The following is a 17,892-nucleotide window of genomic DNA, read 5'->3' on the forward strand; positions in this document are numbered from 1 at the left end:
GCGCCCCGGCTATCCGGCGACGAACGTGCGCGCCGCCTTGTCGTGCAGGCACTGCCGCCACGGCCGGTCGACCGCACCCCACAGGACGCCGACGACACCGATGACGAGCACGACCGGCACGCAGTAGGCGAACCAGCGGCGCAGGGCCGCGCCGAACGTCGGGGAGTCGTGCGCCTCGATGTCCCGCACGCTCAGGCCCATCAGCTTCTTGCCCAGCGTGCGGCCCCACTTGGCGGTCGGCAGTGCCTCGTACAGGACGCCGGCGACGAGCAGCACGGCGAGCACGATGCCGAGGTACGTCGCGGTCGTGCCGTCGAGCAGCCAGACCGTGACCTGCCGGCCCGAGGCCTTCGCCGCGTCGATCTTGCCGTCGATGTGGTCGGCCGCGCGGGCGCCGAGCGGCACGGCGGCGACCGCGGTGACGGCGCCGAGGACGAGCGTGTCGACGAGCCGCGCCACGAACCGCTTGCCGAGGCCCGCCGGACGCGCCGACGCCTGGGCCTGCGCGGCGGCGAGGAACGGGTCCTCGGCCACCGGCTTGAACGGGGTGACCGGGCCCTCCGGCTCCGCCGTCTGCTGCTGCGGCGCGGCCAGCTGGTGCACCTGCTGCGCCCAGGACGGCGAGCCGCCGCCGGGGCCCTGGGTGACGGGCGTGGGCAGCGCGGGCGCCGACGCCGACGGGGCGGGCTGCGGGTATCCGTAGGCGGGCTGACTCGGGGCGGGCGCGGGCGCCGGAGAGGGCGCCGGAGCCGGGGCGGCCGCGCGAGGAGCGGCCTGGGCGGGGGCGCTCGCCCGGGGCGGGGCGGCGCCGAGGCGGGGGTCGGCGGCGGGGGTGCCGGGCGCGGGCTGCGGGTTGAGGCCGGCCCGGGACTGGGCCGGCGCCTGCGCCTGCGCCGGGGCGGGTGCCTGCGCGGGTGTCTGGGCCGGGGTCCCCGACTCGGCCGGGGTGCCCTGCTGCGGTACGGCCCGGATCGTCATGGTGCCGTCGGCGCGCGGGGCGGTCTCGGCGCCGGGCCGGACGGCGCGGAGCGCGACGGTGCCGTCCGCGCGTGCGGCCGCGGGAGCGGCGGGGGCCTCCGGGGCGGCGGGCTCGGCGGGCGTCTCGGGGGCGGCGGGCGGGTCGGTGTGCTCCGCCGCGTCGTCGCCGGAGGCGTCCGCGCCCCACGAGACGCGGCGGTCCTGGTCACCGCCGAAGCCGGACTGGCGGGCGGTGTCGGCCGCCCACGCCGAGGCGGGCTCGGGCGACGCCGGCTCGTCGGGGCCCGTCTCCGTACGGACGGAGGGCTCTTCGTCGAGGAAGACCGGGCCGGTCTCCTCGGCGGGGGCGGGAGTCTGCGTGACGACCGGGGCCGAACCCGGCGGCGTCGGCAGGGTCTCGCCGTCGGACGGGGCGGGGCGGCTGGTGCCGGGGACCCAGGCGGCTCCGTTCCAGTACCGGACATATCCGGGAATGGACGGGTCGGGGTAATAGCCTTCGCGGGGCCTGTCGTCACCGGGGGCCGGGGTTGGGGCGCTCATGTCCGTCGTCCCGTATCTGCTCGGGGGTCTTGTTGTGGCCTCTACGTCTATCAGAAGGCCGCACCCGCCCGCGCCGGTCCGCCGGTACGCCCCACTTTCCGGGCAACGGAACCTGCCAAAAAAAGAATCTTCGCGAACTCGCGTAATGCCGCGGGGGGATCGCTGTCTCACCTTGCACGGGCCCGCTCCGGGGACCCGTGCAGATGGAGAGGAAGCGCACGACATGCACACCGTGGTGGAACGTGAACTCGAGCTGAAGCTCGTGCTGTCGCCCGAGCGAAGCATCCCTGTACCGGCCCGACTGACCTACCGCACCGATGACCCGTACGCCGTCCACGTCGCGTTCCACATCGGCTCCGAGCACCCGGTCAACTGGACGTTCGCCCGCGAACTGCTCGTGGAGGGGGTGTTCCGGCCATGCGGGCACGGGGACGTACGGGTATGGCCGACAAAGGTGGACGGGCGCTCCGTCGTGCTGATGGCGCTGAGTTCGCCGGACGGCGACGCGCTCCTGGAGGCCCCGGCCGCCCAGGTGTCGGCCTGGCTGGAGCGGACGCTGCGGGCGGTCCCCCCGGGCTCTGAGGGCGAGCGGCTCGGTATCGACGACGGCCTCGCCGAGCTGCTCGCACCCACTCCGGCCGACGACCTCTACCTGCGCGACCCGTGGCCGTCGGACGAGTCGTCCGACGAGCGCTGAGGCGGTCGCGTGGGCACGTCAGTGCGCGGGGGTGCCCGGGTGCGCGGGGGCGGACGCCCGGGGCGCGGCCGGGGCCGGGCCGGTGTCGGCGACGGCCGAGCCGACGGCGAGACCGAGCGAGGCGAGGGCGACGGCGCCGGCCAGCGCGACGGCACCGGCCTTGCGGGCACGGGTCGTCCGGCGCGGGGCGCGGCGGGGGTTGCTGGCGTCCATGGCAGGACCTCACGGGGGCAGGGTGCGGTCGGCACCCTGACGGCCGGCCGCGCGACCGTTCCAGGGTGCCTGCGACCGGCACCTCACTTCATGAGGCTTTCGTCCCTTATGTCACTCATACGGGAGCCACCCATGACCGTGGGTGATCAGAACAGCTTGCCGGGGTTGAGGAGGCCCAGCGGGTCGAAGGCCGCCTTCACCGTCCGCTGCACCTCGACGCCGACCGGGCCGAGTTCGCGGGCCAGCCACTCCTTCTTCAGGACGCCGACGCCGTGCTCACCGGTGATGGTGCCGCCGAGCTCCAGGCCGAGCGCCATGATCTCGTCGAAGGACTCGCGGGCCCGGCGTCCCTCGTCGGCGTCCTGGGCGTCGAAGCAGACGGTGGGGTGGGTGTTGCCGTCGCCCGCGTGCGCGCAGACGCCGATGGTCAGCGCGTACTTCTCGGCGATGCGCTCGACGCCTTCAAGGAGCTCGCCGAGCCTGGAGCGGGGCACGCACACGTCGTCGATCATCGTCGTGCCCTTGACCGCTTCCAGGGCGGTGAGGGACAACCGGCGTGCCTGGAGCAGCAGTTCCGACTCCGCCGCGTCCTCCGCGGGCACGACCTGGGTGGCGCCCGCGGCCTCGCAGAGCGCGCCGACCGCGGCGAGGTCCCGGGCCGGGTCGAGGGTGTCGAAGGCGGCGAGGAGCAGCGCCTCGGTGGTCTCGGGCAGACCCATGTGCGCCATGTCGTTGACGGCCTTGACGGTCGTCCGGTCCATGAGTTCCAGGAGCGACGGGACGTGGCCGTCCTCCATGATCCGGCAGACGGCGTCGCAGGCCGCGGCGGCCGAGGCGAACTCGGCGGCCAGGACGAGCTGTTGCGGCGGCTGCGGCTTCAGCGCGAGGGTGGCCCCGACAACGATGCCGAGACTGCCCTCCGAGCCGACGAACAGACGCGTGAGGTCGTAGCCCGCGACGCCCTTCGCGGTGCGCCGCCCGGTGGACAGCAGCCGGCCGTCGGCGAGGACGACGTCGAGTCCGAGCACGTACTCCGCCGTCACCCCGTACTTCACGCAGCACAGGCCGCCGGAGGCCGTGCCGATGTTGCCGCCGATGGTGCACATCTCCCAACTCGACGGGTCCGGCGGGTAGTACAGGCCGTGCTCGTTGACCGCGCGCGAGAGCGTGGCGTTGATGACGCCCGGCTCGACGACCGCGATCCGGTCGACCGGGTTGATCTCCAGGATGCGGTCCATCTTGACGAGCGAGAGCACGATGCAGCCGTCGGAGGCGTTGGCCCCGCCCGACAGGCCCGTGCGGGCGCCCTGCGGGACGACCGGGACCCGCAGCGCGGTGGCCGTGCGCATCACGTGCTGGACCTGCTCGACGGTCCGGGGCAGCACCACGACGGCGGGTCTGCCCGCGTCGCAGAAGCTCGCCATGTCGTGGGCGTACGAGGCGGTGACGTCGGGATCGGTGACGAGTGCCTCGGCGGGCAGCCCGTCGCCCAGCAGTTCGATGAGGGTGCGGCTCATGATCACAGCCTGGCACTCGGGGCCATCGGTGTGAACCCGTCTGCGGGCTCCATCACGTGCCGGAATGGCGAGCGGGTGTGCTCTTCGTATTGACGCACAGTGTGCGTCATGGACAACTCCGTGGAATCCCCGGAAGCCGAAGCGGTACCCGTCGCGAACCCGGCACCTCCCGAGGTCACCGCGCCGTCGCGCCGCCTCTCCCCCGCCCTGAAGCGCACGGTCGTCGCGTCCGTCGCCGGGTGCGCGGTGCTCGGCGGCGTGCTCGTCCTGCTGCCCGACGGCGATGTGCAGGGGCCGCCCGCGCTGCCGGGCCCCGCCGGACGGGCGGTCATCGCCGCCTCGGCCGGGGCGCCCGCCGCGCTGCCCGACCTGACCGCGCTGATCGGCGAGCGGGAGGCCGAACTGCGCAAGAACCCCCGGGACGACCGGACGTGGGCGGCGCTCGGGGCCGCCTACGTCGAGCGCGGTACACGCACGGCCGACGCGGCGTACTACTCCAAGGCCGAACAGGCGCTGCGCAGTTCCGTCAAGGCGCGCCCGAAGGGCAACGTGGAGGCGCTCGACGGGCTCGCCGCGCTGGCCGCCGCCCGGGGCGACTGGCGTGCCGCGAAGAACTGGGGCGAGGCCGCGCGCAAGCTGGCGCCGGAGCGCTGGTCGACGTACTCCGGTCTCGTCGCGGCCTATCAGGGGGTCGGTGACTACAAGGCAGCCGGGCGTTCTCTGGACAAGCTGTCCGAGCTGGCGTCGGGGACGGCGGTGACCCTGCGCACCGCCGCCGTGTACCGCGACCGGGGCTGGCGGGAGGACGCGGCGGCGGTCCTGAGCGACGCGACGGCCCGGGCCGGCACCCCCACCGAGCAGGCCGCGCTACTGCACCGCGCCGGCGACCTGGCCTGGGAGCGCGGCGAGGCGGCGGACGCGCTGCGGCACTTCGACGCGGCGCTCGCCGCGGACCCGCAGTTTTCCGCGGCGCTCGCGGGCCGGGGCCGGGCGCTCGCCTCGCTGGGCCGCACGGCGGACGCCGTGCGGGCGTACCAGCACGCGCTCATCAAACGGCCCGCGCCCGAATACGCCCTGGAACTGGGCGAGTTGTACGAATCCATGAACCTCGACGCGGAGGCCCGTGCCCAGTACGACGCGCTGCGGGCCCGGGTGGCCGCGCAGGGCGCGCACGGGGTGGACGACGCGCTCGTGCTCGGCCTGTTCGAGGCCGACCACGGCGACCCGGAGGCGGCGGTCGAGCGGCTGCGGGCGGAGTGGAAGCGGGCGCCCGGCATCGCCGCGGCGGACGCGCTCGGCTGGGCGCTGCACCGGGCCGGCGAGGACGACGAGGCGATCGGTCTGCTGCGGCGGGCCACGGACCGACAGAAGGGCGGCACGGTGCGCAGCGCGCTGTACTCGTACCATCTGGGCGCCGTGGAGCGGGAGATGGGGCTGTACGGGGCGGCGCGGCGGCACATCGGGGAGGCACTGCGGATCAATCCGGCGTTCTCCCCGCTGCTCGCTCCGCAGGCCCGGGAGGCGCTCAGTGCCCTCGGCGATCCGCCGGAGGGCGGGCCCGAGCAGATGTGGCCGCCTCAGCCGAAGGCTGCCGCGCCTGTGCGTAAGCCCGCCGCCCCGGCGCGGAAGCCCTCTCAACCGCCCGCGCCCAAGCGCCGCTAGCGTTCACTTGCCGGACGAGTGCGCCTCCGGTGGGGGCTGGTCGCCACGACGACAGCCGCACCCGGCAACGAATGCGCACCCGGCAGACGCGGACGCGACCCGCCACACCCGTGCCGTCCCGATCAGCCCGTTCCGGGTCACAAGAGAGGCCGGCTCCGCCTCGCCCAGAGAATCCGTCCCCGCGGGCCGCAGCGGAAGCGGACTCCGTGTTCTCCGCGACGCGCAGCCGCTGGTGCTGGACTCCCCCGGCCGCGAAGCCGAGTTCGCCGACCGCCGCCGCGCCGTCCGCGAGGAGCCGCGCCTTGAAGTCGGGGTCGGTCCAGGCGCGTGCCACCGCCTTCGCCCCGTTCACCGGGGAGGCACCGGCGAGGAACCCGTCGATGACCTCGTCGACGGTGTCGCCGCCGACGATGCCCTTCTCCTCCAACGGGCTTTCCAGCAGCCTGACCTGACGGGAGATCACGGCGTCGTCGTGATCACGGGAGTCACCGGACATCAGCGTCGTCGGCCTTCCGCAAGTAGCTCGCCGACAGGTCGAGGACCACCTCGTGGTCGCCCTCGCCCCACAGGTCCCGCGCCGCGAACCGCACCGCGTAGATCATCTCGACCGGGGCGTCGTCCCGGCCCTGCGCCCGGACGTCGGCGAGCTCGGCGTCGCCTGCCGCGTACACGGGTTCAGGCACGGTCCAGCACCCCCGCCTCGATCACGCCCTTGCGCTCCAGCAGCGTACGGATGCCGTGGAACCAGCGCTCGTGGTACGAGGCCGCGAGGTACTCGCCGGGCGGCATCGTCTCGATGGCGTCCCGGAACTCGTCGAGGTTGAAGACCTTCTCGACGAGCAGTGCGCGCTGGAGCGCGAAGACCCGCGCCTCCCAGTCCGCGTGGAAGGGCTCGGCGTCGTCGGTGGTGTCGACGGCGCCGACCCCGGTCATCCCGCCCACGTCGTTCGTCCTGGCCGTACGACCAGCCTAGAAGCCCGGGTCAGAGATTTCCGCGCTTCTCCTGCTCCCGCTCGATCGCCTCGAACAGGGCCTTGAAGTTGCCCTTGCCGAAGCCCATGGAGCCGTGCCGCTCGATCATCTCGAAGAAGACGGTCGGCTTGTCCTGGACCGGCTTGGTGAAGATCTGCAGCAGGTAGCCGTCCTCGTCGCGGTCGACGAGGATCTTCAGCTCGCGCAGGGTCTCGACGGGCACGCGGGTCTCGCCCGCCCACTCGCCGAGGGTGTCGTAGTACGAGTCGGGGGTGTCCAGGAACTGGACTCCCGCCGCGCGCATGGCCCGTACGGACGCGACGATGTCGTTCGTGGCGAGCGCGATGTGCTGGACGCCGGCGCCGCCGTAGAACTCCAGATACTCGTCGATCTGGGACTTCTTCTTGGCGATGGCCGGCTCGTTGATCGGGAACTTGACCTTCAGCGTCCCGTCCGCGACGACCTTCGACATCAGCGCGCTGTACTCGGTCGCGATGTCGTCGCCCACGAACTCCTTCATGTTCGTGAAGCCCATGACCTTGTTGTAGAACGCCACCCACTCGTTCATCTTGCCGAGTTCGACGTTGCCGACGCAGTGGTCGACGGCCTGGAAGGTGCGCTTGGCCGGCGGCTCGACGATCGGGTCCGCGGCCACGAAGCCGGGCAGGTACGGGCCGTCGTAGCCGCCGCGCTCGACGAGGGTGTGGCGGGTCCTGCCGTACGTGGCGATGGCGGCGCGCACGACGGTGCCGTGCTCGTCCTTCGTCTCGTACGGCGCCTGGAGGCCGCGGGCGCCGTGCTCGACGGCGTACGCGTACGCGGCGCGGGCGTCCGGCACCTCGATGGCCAGGTCGACGACGCCGTCGCCGTGCGCGGCGACGTGCTCGTCCAGGAAGTGGCCCCAGTCGGTGGACGCCTTGATGACGGAGGTGAACACGAAGCGGGCGGAGCCGTTGGTCAGGACGTACGAGGCGGTCTCGCGGCTGCCGTTCTCCGGTCCGGAGTAGGCGACGAGCTTCATGCCGAAGGCGGTGGAGTAGTAGTGCGCGGCCTGCTTGGCGTTGCCCACGGCGAAGACGACCGCGTCCATGCCCTTCACCGGGAAGGGGTCGGCCTGCCGGGCGGTGTCGGGGGCACTTTCGGAGGACGAGTGTGTGGTCTGCGTCATGTGTGGAGGCTCCCGCCGTTCCACAAGATGCGCAATAGTTGGCGAATTCGCTGGGCAATGTGACCAGTGAAGGGCCCGTTCCTGCGGGCGCTGTGTACAGGATGACCATCCCGGAGGGGCGCATGGCGATCGATCATCTGGACGGGCGGCTGATCGTGCTGCTCGCGCGGGAGCCGCGGATCGGGGTCCTGGAGATGTCGCGCCGGCTCGGCGTCGCGCGCGGCACCGTGCAGGCCCGCCTGGACCGGCTTACCTCGAACGGAGTCATCCGCGGCTTCGGCCCCCAGGTGGACCCGGCGGCGCTGGGCTACCCGGTCACGGCGTTCGCCACGCTGGAGATCCGGCAGGGGCAAGGAGCCGACGTCAGAGCCCATTTGGACGGCGTGCCCGAGGTCCTGGAGCTGCACACGACGACCGGCGGCGGGGACATGCTGTGCCGGCTCGTGGCCCGCTCGAACGCGGATCTTCAACGTGTGATCGACCTGGTTGTCGGTTTTGATGGCATCGTCCGGGCTTCCACGGCGATCGTCATGGAAAATCCCGTTCCGCTGCGGATCATCCCGCTGGTGGAACAGGCGTCGGGAGATTCCTGACGACCAGGTGAGCACCGCCCGGAAGTGAGGTGCGATGAACTTCTGGGACTACCTGGGCGCGCGCCACCAGCAGCTGCTCGTCGACGCCTACCAGCACGCGAGCGCCGTCTTCCAGTGCATGGTCGTCGCCACCCTCATCGGCATCGTCATCGCCGTCGTCACCTACCGCAGCGACTGGGCCGGGAACCTGGCGACCACCGCCACCTCCACCATCCTCACCATCCCGTCGCTCGCCATGATCGGTCTGCTGATCCCGGTCGTGGGGCTCGGTGTCGCGCCGACCGTCATCTCGCTGACCCTGTACGGGCTGCTGCCGATCGTGCGGAACGCGATCGTGGGCCTGCGCGGTGTGGACCCCGCGCTGATCGACGCGGCGAAGGGCATCGGGATGTCGCGGGCGGCCCGGCTGTTCAAGGTGGAGCTGCCGCTGGCGTGGCCGCCGATCCTCACCGGGATCCGGGTCTCCACGCAGATGCTGATGGGCATCGCCGCCATCGCCGCGTACGCCTCCGGGCCCGGCCTCGGCAACGAGATCTTCCGCGGCATCGCCTCGCTGGGCAGCGCCAACGCGCTCAACCAGGTGCTCGCCGGCACGCTCGGCATCATCGTTCTCGCCCTGCTCTTCGACGCCGCGTACGTCCTCATCGGACGGCTGACCATCCCGAGGGGGATCCGTGTCTGAACCCGCATCCGAGACGCAGGCGTCCGGGGCCAGCATCGAGCTGGAGAACCTCACCAAGCGCTACCCGGGCTCGTCCGACCCGGCCGTGGACAGCGTCAACATGGAGATCAAAGCGGGCGAGCTGATCATTTTCGTGGGCCCGTCGGGCTGCGGGAAGTCGACGACCCTGAAGATGATCAACCGGCTCATCGAGCCGACCGGCGGCCGCATCCGCATCGGCGGCGAGGACGTCACCGACATGGACCCGGTGAAGCTGCGCCGCAAGGTCGGCTACGCGATCCAGTCCTCCGGGCTCTTCCCGCACATGACGGTCGCCCAGAACATCGCGCTCGTGCCGAAGATGGTCGGCTGGTCCAAGTCGAGGATCAAGTCACGGGTGGAGGAGATGCTGGACCTCGTCGGGCTCGACCCGGGCGAGTTCCACGGCCGCTACCCGCGCCAGCTCTCCGGCGGCCAGCAGCAGCGCGTCGGCGTGGCCCGGGCGCTCGCCGCCGACCCGCCCGTGCTGCTGATGGACGAGCCGTTCGGCGCGGTCGACCCGATCACCCGCGACCACCTCCAGGACGAGCTGATCCGGCTCCAGCACGAGCTGCACAAGACGATCGTCTTCGTCACGCACGACTTCGACGAGGCCATCAAGCTCGGCGACCGGATCGCGGTGCTGCGGGAGCGCTCGCACATCGCGCAGTTCGACACCCCCGAGGCGATCCTCACCAACCCCGCGGACGACTTCGTGTCCGGCTTCGTCGGCGCGGGCGCGGCCCTCAAGCGCCTCAACCTCACCCGCGTACGCGACGTGGAGGTCACCGACTATCCGACGGTGGGCGTCGACGACCCGCTGCAGGACATCTTCAACAAGCTGCGCGCGGCCGGGACGAACGAGCTCCTGCTGCTCGACAGGCGCGGCCGCCCCTACAAGTGGCTGCGGCGCGGCGACCTGATGCGCGCCAAGGGCTCGCTGGCCCGCGCCGGCACCCTGGTCCACGACACCGTGACCTGGGACGCGACCCTGCGCGACGCGCTCGAAGCGGTCCTCACCGACAACGCGGGCCGTGTCGCGGTGACCGGGCGGCGCGGCGAGTACGAGGGCGTCGTCGACATGGAGACCCTGATGAACTCCGTGCACGAGCTCCTGGAGGCCGACCGGCTCGAAGCGGTCGAGCACCAGCACGAGCTGCAGGAGCAGCGCGCCCACCAGACGGAACTGGAGCAGGAGGGCGCGCAGGCCGGCGACGGGGAGGCGAAGGCGTGAGCAGTCCCCTGAAGAAGGGCGGCGAGCGCCCCGACGGCGAGCACGAGGTCAAGGGCCTCGCGTTCCGCGACGAGGGCGAGGGCGAGCAGGAGGCACCGCCGTCGGCCTCCCCGGCGAAGGAGCCGCGCCGCATCACCTGGCAGAAGCTGACGTTCCTGCCGGTGGTGCTCGTGGTGGTCCTGCTGGTCACCTGGCTGTGGTTCCGCAACGCCGACCTCGACTCGATCTCCGAGAACGCGCTGTCCGGCGGGCAGGTGTGGAAGGCGCTGCGCCAGCACATCAGCCTGACGGTGATCTCGACGTTCTTCGTGCTGATCATCGCGATCCCGCTGGGGATCCTGCTGACCCGCAAGGCGTTCCGCAAGGCGACCCCGTTCGCCCTGGCGCTGGCCAACATGGGTCAGGCGACGCCCGCCATCGGTCTGCTCGCGCTGCTCGTCATCTGGCTCGGCATCGGCGAGAAGACCGCTCTGATCGGCATCATCATCTACGCGATCCTGCCGGTGCTCTCCAACACGATCGCCGGGCTGAAGGCCAACGACCCGACGCTCCTGGAAGCCGCGCGCGGCATCGGCATGTCGCCGCTGGGCGTGCTCGCCAAGGTCGAACTCCCCCTCGCCGTCCCGCTGATCCTCGCCGGTGTCCGTACCGCGCTCGTCCTCAACGTCGGCACCGCGACGCTCGCCACGTTCGGCGGCGGTGGCGGGCTCGGCGTCCTGATCACCACCGGGATCACCAACCAGCGCATGCCGGTCCTGATGCTCGGCTCGATCCTGACCATCGCGCTCGCGCTGCTCGTCGACTGGCTGGCCTCACTGGCCGAACTCCTGTTGCGGCCGCGCGGGTTGGAGGTGCGCTCATGAAGTACCGGATGCGCGTGGCAGCGGCGGCGGCGAGCGGGCTCGCGCTGCTCGCGGGCTGCGGACTCACCAGCGGCAGCCCGCTGGTCGACACGGTGCGGCCCGGCTCGATCGGGCAGGGCGAGCCGCTCGAGGGCGCGGACATCACGGTCACGTCGAAGGAGTTCACCGAGCAGCTGATCCTCGGCGCGATCATGGGCATCGCGTTCAAGGCGGCCGGCGCGGACGTCCTGGACCGGACCGGCATCCAGGGCTCCATCGGCGCCCGCGAGGCCATCAAGTCCGGTGACGCGGACGCCATGTACGAGTACACGGGCACGGCCTGGATCACGTACCTCGGCAACTCCGACCCGATTCCCGACCCGCAGAAGCAGTGGCAGGCGGTGCACGACGCCGACCTGAAGAACGGCATCACCTGGCTGCCGCCGTCCGCGCTGAACAACACCTATGCGCTGGCCATGAACGAGGCCAACTTCAAGAAGTACGGCACGAAGACGCTCTCCGAGGTCGCCGAGCTGGCCAAGTCGAACCCGAAGGCCGTCACACTGTGCGTGGAGAGCGAGTTCGCCAACCGCGCGGACGGGCTGCCCGGCATGGAGAAGGCGTACGGGATGAATATCCCCGCCGCGAACATCACGCAGATGGACAGCGGCATCATCTACACCCAGGCGGCCAAGGGCAGTTGCACCTTCGGCGAGGTGTACACGACCGACGGCCGCATCAAGGCGATGAACCTCAAGGTGATGGCGGACGACCGGAAGTTCTTCCCGAACTACAACGCGGCGCCCGAGATCAACACCAAGTCGCTGAAGAAGTACCCGAAGATGGCCGAGGTCATCGACCCCATCACGAAGAAGCTCAACAACGACGTCGCGCAGGAGCTCAACGCCAAGGTCGACGTCGACGGGCAGGACCCGCACGACGTGGCGAAGGACTGGATGGTGAAGGAGGGCTTCGTCAAGGAGTGACGGGCCTGACGGGCCCGCGGCTCAGCACGCGGGAACGCTGCCGGACCCTTTCTCCAGGTGCGTCAGATCGGTGACCGCGCCCTTGAGCGTGGTCACCGGGATCAGCCGCATCGACTTCGGCGCCGACGCCTTGGCGTCCGAGCACTCCGCCTTCGGTACGAGGAAGACGGTGGCGCCGTCCCGGTCGGCGGCCTGCACCTTCAGGGACACTCCCCCGACCGCGCCGACCTTGCCGTCCGCGTCGATGGTGCCGGTGCCCGCGATGGACTTCCCGCCGGTCAGCTCGCCGCCGCTGCCGTCGCCGTCGAGCATGTCGACGATGCCGAGCGAGAAGAGCAGGCCCGCGCTGGGCCCGCCGACGTCGCCGAGCTGCAGGGTGACCCTGACCTTGTCGGAGTCGTCTCCGAGGTAGGACAGCGCGGCCTCGGTGGCGGCGTCCTGGGAGCCCTTCATCTCGTCCGCGTTGTGCTGCTCGATCTCCTTGGTGGAGCCCCCCGACGGATAGACGGAGTCACGCGGCATGATCGCGCGGTCCTCCGCGAACCAGCCGTCGATCACGTCGCCGAGGTGCACGGTGGCGTCGGGCCCGGTCGCCACGATGGTCACCGCGCGCAGCTGGCCCTTCGTGTCGCGGGTGGGCGCGCCGGTGATCTCGATGACGGGCTTGCCGTCCGAGTCCCCGAGCACGTTCGTGGTGGGACCCGGCTGCGCCACCGAGAACGGCAGCGGGGCCAGGCCGGCCACCGCGAGCAGCGCGACGACGGGCAGCGCGCACAGGGCGAGGGCAGCAGGGGGGCTGAGGCGGTTGAGCACGGGCCCAATCTAACGCGGCGGGGTCGTGAGGCGCGGGGCGGCTGTCGCCGGGTGCGGCCCGGTGGGGCTTCTCGCGCAGTTCCCCGCGCCCCTGAGGGAGGCGCGGCGAAGCCGCATGCCTCCAGGGGCGCGGGGAACTGCGCGACCCGCCACGACGAAAGCCGAGGCCGCCAACGAGACGCACCCGACCACGGCGAAGAGGCGCAGGCCACGACCCCGCCGCACCCCACCCCGCCCCCGCGCGGTCAGCGCAGCGCGTCGGCGACCTCCCGCGCCGCGTCCATCACCCGCGGCCCCACCCGCTCCGGCACCGCATCCGCCAGCATCACGACCCCGACGCTGCCCTCGAGCCCGGTCACCCCGAGCAGCGGCGCCGCGGCCCCGCTCGCGCCCGCCTCCAGTTCGCCGTGGGTGAGGGTGTAGCCGGGTTCGGGCAGGGTGCCCTGCCGGGAGGCGAGGATGGCGCGGCCCGCGGCGCCCTTGTCCAGCGGATGCCGGAACCCGGTCCGGTAGGCCACGTGATAGTCGGTCCAGGTCGGCTCGACGACGGCCACGGCCAGCGCCTCGGATCCGTCCACCAGCGTCAGATGCGCGGTGGCGCCGATGTCCTCGGCCAGCGAGCGCAACGCCGGCAGCGCGGCCTCGCGCACCAGCGGATGGACCTGCCGGCCCAGGCGCAGCACGCCGAGGCCGACCCGGGCGCGGCCGCCCAGGTCACGGCGGACGAGGGCGTGCTGTTCCAGGGTGGCGAGCAGACGGTAGACGACGGTCCGGTTGACGCCGAGCTTGTTGGACAGCTCGGTCACGGTCAGTCCGTGGTCGGTGTCGGCGAGCAGTTTGAGGACGCGCAGTCCCCGGTCGAGCGTCTGGGAGGTCTCCGCGGTCACGACGCCCACTCCTTAGTGGTGAGGGTCGGCGGTCTCCTACGCGGCGGTTGCGCCGCCTGTCCCGTGGGGCGACGCGCGTCAGAGCCGCCGGTCGGTGATCAGGCGCTGGGCTGCATACGACTGTCTTCGGTACGTACCGGCTGCGCTCCGCGGCGGCGCTGCCACGGGGCGTGTGCGTTGCCGGGAATGTAGCGAGGTCGTCCCGCTGAGCGGAAGACTCCGTCCAGAATCCGGGCACCGCGGAGCCTGACTTGTGGGTGATTGCCCCGGTCCGGATGTGCGGCCGGGGGTCACTTCATCCGCGTCGCCCACTCCTGGACCTTGGCGATGCGCTGCCGCAGCTGGCCGGCGGTGGCCTCGGCGCTCGGCGGTCCGCCGCACACCCGCCGCAGCTCGGTGTGGATCACACCGTGCGGCTTGCCGCTCTGATGGACGTACGCGCCGACGATCGTGTTGAGCTGCTTGCGCAGCTCCATCATCTCCTTGTGGGAGACCACGGGCCGCCGCTCGGCGGGCAGTTCGAGCAGATCGGCCTCGGTGTCCGGCTTCTTCTTGCTGTGCGCGATCTGCCGGGCCTGCCGCTTCTGCAGCAGCATCTGCACCTGGTCGGGTTCGAGGAGCCCGGGAATCCCGAGGTAGTCCTGCTCCTCCTCGCTGCCCGGGTGGGCCTGCATGCCGAACTCGGCGCCGTCGTAGAGGACCCGGTCGAAGACGGCCTCGGACTCCAGCGCCTCGAAGGAGAACTGCTCCTGCTCGCCGGTGTCCTCGTCCTGCTCCTTGTTCGCCTCCTCCATCTCCTTCTCGGACTCGGCGTAGGGGTCCTCCTCCCCGTCCTTCTTCGGCTTGTCGAGCACGTGGTCGCGCTCGACCTCCATCTCGTTGGCGAAGCCGAGCAGGTCGGGGACGGTGGGCAGGAAGACGGACGCGGTCTCGCCACGCCTGCGCGAACGCACGAAACGGCCCACGGCCTGCGCGAAGAAGAGCGGGGTGGAGATGGTGGTGGCGTACACCCCGACCGCGAGGCGCGGCACGTCGACGCCCTCGGACACCATGCGCACGGCGACCATCCAGCGGTCCTCGCTCGCCGCGAAGTCGTCGATCCGCTTCGAGGCGCCGGTGTCGTCGGAGAGCACGACGGTCGCCTTGGTCCCGGTGATCTCCCGGATCAGCTTCGCGTACGCGCGTGCCGAGTCCTGGTCGGAGGCGATGACGAGGGCACCCGCGTCCGGAATGCCCTTGCGGACCTCGGTGAGCCGGGCGTCGGCGGCCCGCAGCACGCTGGGCATCCACTCGCCGCGCGGGTCGAGGGCGGTGCGCCAGGCCTGGCTGACGGCGTCCTTGGTCATCGGCTCACCGAGCCGCGCCGCGATCTCGTCACCGGCCTTCGTGCGCCAGCGCATGTTGCCGCTGTAGGAGAGGAAGATGACGGGCCGCACGACGCCGTCGCCGAGCGCGCTGCCGTAGCCGTACGTGTAGTCGGCGGACGAGCGCCGGATGCCGTCGTTCCCCTCCTCGTACTGGACGAAGGGGATGGGGTTCGTGTCGGACCGGAACGGCGTACCGGTGAGGGCGAGCCGCCGGGTGGCGGGCTCGAACGCCTCCAGGCACGCCTCACCCCACGACTTGCTGTCACCGGCGTGGTGGATCTCGTCGAGGATGACGAGGGTCTTGCGCTGCTCGCTGCGGTTGCGGTGCAGCATCGGCCGCACGCCCACACCCGCGTACGTCACGGCGACGCCCTGGTACTCCTTGCTGAGCGGGCCCGCGCTGTACTCCGGGTCCAGCTTGATCCCTATCCGGGCGGCCGCTTCGGCCCACTGCTTCTTCAGGTGCTCGGTCGGCGCGACCACGGTCACCTGCTGCACGACGTGATGGTGCAGCAGCCATGACGCGAGCGTCAGCGCGAACGTGGTCTTTCCGGCTCCCGGGGTGGCGACCGCGAGGAAGTCGCGCGGCTGCTCCTGGATGTACCTGTCCATCGCCCCCTGCTGCCAGGCGCGCAGCTTGTTGGCGGTGCCCCAGGGGGCGCGGCCGGGGAAGGCGGGCGAGAGGTGATGGGACGAGGAGGCGGCGGTGGTAGTCACGGTCTCCGGTTACTTGAGGTCGACGGCACGGCTACGTATGACAACCGGGCCACCCTACCGGTGACGAAGTTGACGATCGCGGTGGACGAGGCCGAGCGAGGGAGGGTTGGGACGCGCGTCACAGATCAACTGGCCTGAGTTCACGGGGAGTCGCGATTACGTCACCGGGGCGGGGGCCTGGATCTTGGTGAGGCGCGGGGCGGTGATGGTTCCGTGGGGCTGCGTGCGGTCGGGCGGTCGGTCGGGAGGCGACGCTGCCGTGTCGGGGCCCGGCGCGGGCCGAAGTCCGGCCAGGACCACCACGTGCGCCGCCGGGCCCCGCCACCACCCGAAGCCGGCCGCCGCCAGGGTCACCGCTCCCGCAGCCGCGTCCCCACCCACGCCCCGGCGAGCGCGACGGCCGCCATCGGGAGGAACACGGCGAGGAAGGCGGCCGGGTGGGAGCCGCCCACGCCTTCGGTCACCCCGTGCCCGGCCGCTCCGACCGCTCCCCCGCCGAGCGCGGCGAAGGCGGCGCCACCGGCGGCGAGAAGTACGACGTTCGACAGGCCGTCGGAGATCTGGAGGGCGGCGGAGTTCGCCCCGGCCTCCTCCGGCGCGGACAGCTGGAGCAGCATCACGCTGGTCGACGAGATGACCAGCCCCATCCCCAGGCAGCCGAACCCCCACGCCACGGCCACGGTCCACACCGGCACGGCATGGATCAGGACGCTCGGGGCGGCGGCGATGGCGGCGGCGACGAGCACCATGCCGCCGGCGACGAGCCGCTCCCGGTAGGGCTCGAGCCGGGGCCGCGACTGCACCCAGGACCCCAGGGCCCAGGTGGCGCCGCCCGCCGCCAGCGAGAACCCGGCGAGCGTCGGCGACAGCCCCCGCTGGGTGACCAGCATCAGCGGCACGAACGACTCCGCCGCGATGAAGGCCCCCGCCGCGATCCCGCGCAGCAGCACCACCGACGGCAGCCCGCGCACGGCCCGGTACGTGCCGCGCGGCAGCAGCCCGAGCACGGACGGCACGAGGAGTGCGGCGCCGGCGACGCCGGGCAGCAGGGAGAGGACCCGCAGGTCCTGGGCGGCGTACTGGAGCAGCCCGGCCCCCGCGGAGATCCCGAACGCGAGCCGGATCCGCCGCCGGTCGAACGCCCCGGCGACCGCGCCCTCGGCCGGACCGCCGGCCCGCCGCCGGATCTGCGGCAGCGCGAGCGCGAGGGGCAGGACGACCAGCACCGGAATCCCGAGGAACACCCACCGCCACCCGAGCTGCTCGGTGACGGCACCGGCGGCCAGCGGCCCGACGACGGAGGGTACGACCCAGCTCGCCGCGAACGCCGCCATGATCGCGGGCCGCAGCCGCGCCGGGTAGGCCCGGCTGACGACGACGTACAGCGCCACGATCACCAGCCCGCCGCCCAGCCCCTGCACGGCCCGCCCGGCGACGAACAGCCACATGCCACCGGCGGTCCCGGCGAGCACGAGCCCCGCGGCGAAGGTCCCGATCCCGGCCGTGACCGGGCCCAGCGGCCCGCTCCGGTCGGCCCACTGCCCGGCGAGCACCATGCCGAAGAGGCTGGTGGTGAAGTACCCGGAGAACGCGAAGGCGTACAGCGCCACCCCGTCCAGCTCCCGCGCGGCGACGGGCATCGCGGTCCCGACGGCGGTCGCCTCGAAGGCGATGAGGAGAACGACGGTGACGATGCCGATGCTGAGGGCGCGATAGGTACGCCCCAGGACGCCTTCGGTCTCAGAGGTGGAGAGGATCGGTGCAGGGGCAACGGCGCTGTCGCCTTGCACTTCATCTACTTCGTCTACGTCGTCTTCGAGGGCGGCCATGCGGTCACAGTAAGGGGCATGGAACGCTCTGACCCCTGTCCGGAGGCGGGGATGAGCTGGTCCCTTGGTCGTACGCCCCGCAGGGCACCGCGCCGGATCATGAACGGCGTATGGCAGTCGCGTTGCGGGCCGGGCCGGAGCCTTGAACGGCCCTCGGCCGGGCGCCTACGGTCGAAG

17 protein-coding genes and 1 pseudogene are annotated in these 17,892 nt (G+C 72.1%); 7 read left to right on the forward strand and 11 right to left on the reverse strand.

Going from position 1 to position 17,892, the window contains the following annotated elements:
* Nucleotides 1-9: 9 nt before the first annotated feature.
* Nucleotides 10-1,518: an RDD family protein gene (locus ACVHNB_RS35865; RefSeq protein WP_456226774.1), complete on the reverse strand. Its 1,509-nt coding sequence runs from the start codon at nucleotides 1,516-1,518 to the stop codon at nucleotides 10-12.
* A 223-nt stretch (nucleotides 1,519-1,741) separates the two neighbouring features.
* Between ACVHNB_RS35865 and ACVHNB_RS35870 the strand changes: the two genes are divergently transcribed.
* Nucleotides 1,742-2,215, forward strand: coding sequence for an SsgA family sporulation/cell division regulator (locus tag ACVHNB_RS35870; protein ID WP_428954398.1), 474 nt, complete (start codon nucleotides 1,742-1,744; stop codon nucleotides 2,213-2,215).
* Between the two features lie 18 nt (nucleotides 2,216-2,233).
* Here the strand turns inward: ACVHNB_RS35870 and ACVHNB_RS35875 are convergent, their stop codons facing one another.
* Nucleotides 2,234-2,428 carry a hypothetical protein gene (locus ACVHNB_RS35875; protein WP_428954397.1) on the reverse strand — a complete coding sequence of 65 codons (195 nt, stop codon included), beginning with the start codon at nucleotides 2,426-2,428 and terminating at the stop codon, nucleotides 2,234-2,236.
* A gap of 146 nt (nucleotides 2,429-2,574) precedes the next feature.
* Entirely contained in the window at nucleotides 2,575-3,945 is a 1,371-nt protein-coding gene (locus ACVHNB_RS35880; protein WP_428954396.1) for an FAD-binding oxidoreductase, read from the reverse strand.
* Between the two features lie 108 nt (nucleotides 3,946-4,053).
* On the opposite strand from ACVHNB_RS35880, the gene ACVHNB_RS35885 reads away from it, so the two are divergent.
* Nucleotides 4,054-5,607: a tetratricopeptide repeat protein gene (locus ACVHNB_RS35885; protein ID WP_456226775.1), complete on the forward strand. Its 1,554-nt coding sequence runs from the start codon at nucleotides 4,054-4,056 to the stop codon at nucleotides 5,605-5,607.
* A 259-nt stretch (nucleotides 5,608-5,866) separates the two neighbouring features.
* Here the strand turns inward: ACVHNB_RS35885 and ACVHNB_RS35890 are convergent.
* The 4 genes and pseudogenes from ACVHNB_RS35890 to hppD form a co-directional block, all read right to left on the reverse strand.
* A pseudogene (locus tag ACVHNB_RS35890) lies at nucleotides 5,867-6,103 on the reverse strand (nitrile hydratase subunit alpha); the annotation flags it as partial.
* Nucleotides 6,093-6,290, reverse strand: coding sequence for an SH3-like domain-containing protein (locus ACVHNB_RS35895; RefSeq protein ID WP_428954394.1), 198 nt, complete (start codon nucleotides 6,288-6,290; stop codon nucleotides 6,093-6,095). The gene ACVHNB_RS35895 and the pseudogene ACVHNB_RS35890, both read right to left, overlap by 11 nt.
* Nucleotides 6,283-6,540: a hypothetical protein gene (locus ACVHNB_RS35900; protein WP_428957649.1), complete on the reverse strand. Its 258-nt coding sequence runs from the start codon at nucleotides 6,538-6,540 to the stop codon at nucleotides 6,283-6,285. The genes ACVHNB_RS35895 and ACVHNB_RS35900 overlap by 8 nt, the downstream gene beginning before the upstream one ends.
* 49 nt (nucleotides 6,541-6,589) lie before the next feature.
* Nucleotides 6,590-7,747: a 4-hydroxyphenylpyruvate dioxygenase gene (hppD, locus tag ACVHNB_RS35905; protein ID WP_428954393.1), complete on the reverse strand. Its 1,158-nt coding sequence runs from the start codon at nucleotides 7,745-7,747 to the stop codon at nucleotides 6,590-6,592.
* 122 nt (nucleotides 7,748-7,869) lie between these two features.
* Here hppD and ACVHNB_RS35910 point away from each other — a divergent pair, with 122 nt between their 5' ends.
* The 5 genes from ACVHNB_RS35910 to ACVHNB_RS35930 are packed head-to-tail and all read left to right on the forward strand — an operon-like array spanning nucleotide 7,870 to nucleotide 12,102.
* Complete coding sequence (locus tag ACVHNB_RS35910) at nucleotides 7,870-8,340, forward strand: Lrp/AsnC family transcriptional regulator (protein WP_428957648.1); 471 nt, start codon at nucleotides 7,870-7,872, stop codon at nucleotides 8,338-8,340.
* A gap of 34 nt (nucleotides 8,341-8,374) precedes the next feature.
* Nucleotides 8,375-9,022, forward strand: a complete 648-nt coding sequence (locus tag ACVHNB_RS35915) for an ABC transporter permease (RefSeq protein WP_428954392.1) — start codon at nucleotides 8,375-8,377, stop codon at nucleotides 9,020-9,022.
* Nucleotides 9,015-10,274, forward strand: coding sequence for a betaine/proline/choline family ABC transporter ATP-binding protein (locus ACVHNB_RS35920; RefSeq protein WP_428954391.1), 1,260 nt, complete (start codon nucleotides 9,015-9,017; stop codon nucleotides 10,272-10,274). Before ACVHNB_RS35915 ends, ACVHNB_RS35920 begins: the two co-directional genes overlap by 8 nt.
* Nucleotides 10,271-11,137 (forward strand): ABC transporter permease, encoded by an 867-nt coding sequence (locus tag ACVHNB_RS35925; RefSeq protein ID WP_428954390.1) that lies wholly within the window; start codon nucleotides 10,271-10,273, stop codon nucleotides 11,135-11,137. Before ACVHNB_RS35920 ends, ACVHNB_RS35925 begins: the two co-directional genes overlap by 4 nt.
* Entirely contained in the window at nucleotides 11,134-12,102 is a 969-nt protein-coding gene (locus tag ACVHNB_RS35930) for a glycine betaine ABC transporter substrate-binding protein (RefSeq protein ID WP_428954389.1), read from the forward strand. Before ACVHNB_RS35925 ends, ACVHNB_RS35930 begins: the two co-directional genes overlap by 4 nt.
* Nucleotides 12,103-12,123: 21 nt before the next feature.
* On the opposite strand, the gene ACVHNB_RS35935 is transcribed toward ACVHNB_RS35930, so the two are convergent.
* From ACVHNB_RS35935 to ACVHNB_RS35950, 4 genes are all read right to left on the reverse strand, one after another.
* Complete coding sequence (locus ACVHNB_RS35935; RefSeq protein WP_456226776.1) at nucleotides 12,124-12,915, reverse strand: S16 family serine protease; 792 nt, start codon at nucleotides 12,913-12,915, stop codon at nucleotides 12,124-12,126.
* A 245-nt stretch (nucleotides 12,916-13,160) separates the two neighbouring features.
* Nucleotides 13,161-13,802 (reverse strand): IclR family transcriptional regulator, encoded by a 642-nt coding sequence (locus tag ACVHNB_RS35940; RefSeq protein ID WP_428954387.1) that lies wholly within the window; start codon nucleotides 13,800-13,802, stop codon nucleotides 13,161-13,163.
* Between the two features lie 290 nt (nucleotides 13,803-14,092).
* Nucleotides 14,093-15,886 carry a DEAD/DEAH box helicase gene (locus ACVHNB_RS35945; RefSeq protein ID WP_428954386.1) on the reverse strand — a complete coding sequence of 598 codons (1,794 nt, stop codon included), beginning with the start codon at nucleotides 15,884-15,886 and terminating at the stop codon, nucleotides 14,093-14,095.
* 350 nt (nucleotides 15,887-16,236) lie between these two features.
* The gene (locus ACVHNB_RS35950; RefSeq protein ID WP_456226777.1) at nucleotides 16,237-17,715 is read right to left on the reverse strand and encodes an MFS transporter; all 1,479 of its coding nucleotides are present in this window, start codon (nucleotides 17,713-17,715) and stop codon (nucleotides 16,237-16,239) included.
* Nucleotides 17,716-17,892 lie beyond the last annotated feature (177 nt).

It is taken from the genome of Streptomyces sp. YJ-C3 (genome assembly GCF_053891275.1).

What these genes read in the sequence shown, in the direction of transcription:
- hppD (WP_428954393.1), bottom strand. Translation starts at nt 7,747, where the DNA reads ATGACGCAGACCACACACTCGTCCTCCGAAAGTGCCCCCGACACCGCC.
- ACVHNB_RS35910 (WP_428957648.1), top strand. Translation starts at nt 7,870, where the DNA reads ATGGCGATCGATCATCTGGACGGGCGGCTGATCGTGCTGCTCGCGCGG.
- ACVHNB_RS35870 (WP_428954398.1), top strand. Translation starts at nt 1,742, where the DNA reads ATGCACACCGTGGTGGAACGTGAACTCGAGCTGAAGCTCGTGCTGTCG.
- ACVHNB_RS35885 (WP_456226775.1), top strand. Translation starts at nt 4,054, where the DNA reads ATGGACAACTCCGTGGAATCCCCGGAAGCCGAAGCGGTACCCGTCGCG.
- ACVHNB_RS35950 (WP_456226777.1), bottom strand. Translation starts at nt 17,715, where the DNA reads ATGGCCGCCCTCGAAGACGACGTAGACGAAGTAGATGAAGTGCAAGGC.
- ACVHNB_RS35875 (WP_428954397.1), bottom strand. Translation starts at nt 2,428, where the DNA reads ATGGACGCCAGCAACCCCCGCCGCGCCCCGCGCCGGACGACCCGTGCC.
- ACVHNB_RS35900 (WP_428957649.1), bottom strand. Translation starts at nt 6,540, where the DNA reads ATGACCGGGGTCGGCGCCGTCGACACCACCGACGACGCCGAGCCCTTC.
- ACVHNB_RS35880 (WP_428954396.1), bottom strand. Translation starts at nt 3,945, where the DNA reads ATGAGCCGCACCCTCATCGAACTGCTGGGCGACGGGCTGCCCGCCGAG.
- ACVHNB_RS35915 (WP_428954392.1), top strand. Translation starts at nt 8,375, where the DNA reads ATGAACTTCTGGGACTACCTGGGCGCGCGCCACCAGCAGCTGCTCGTC.
- ACVHNB_RS35865 (WP_456226774.1), bottom strand. Translation starts at nt 1,518, where the DNA reads ATGAGCGCCCCAACCCCGGCCCCCGGTGACGACAGGCCCCGCGAAGGC.
- ACVHNB_RS35930 (WP_428954389.1), top strand. Translation starts at nt 11,134, where the DNA reads ATGAAGTACCGGATGCGCGTGGCAGCGGCGGCGGCGAGCGGGCTCGCG.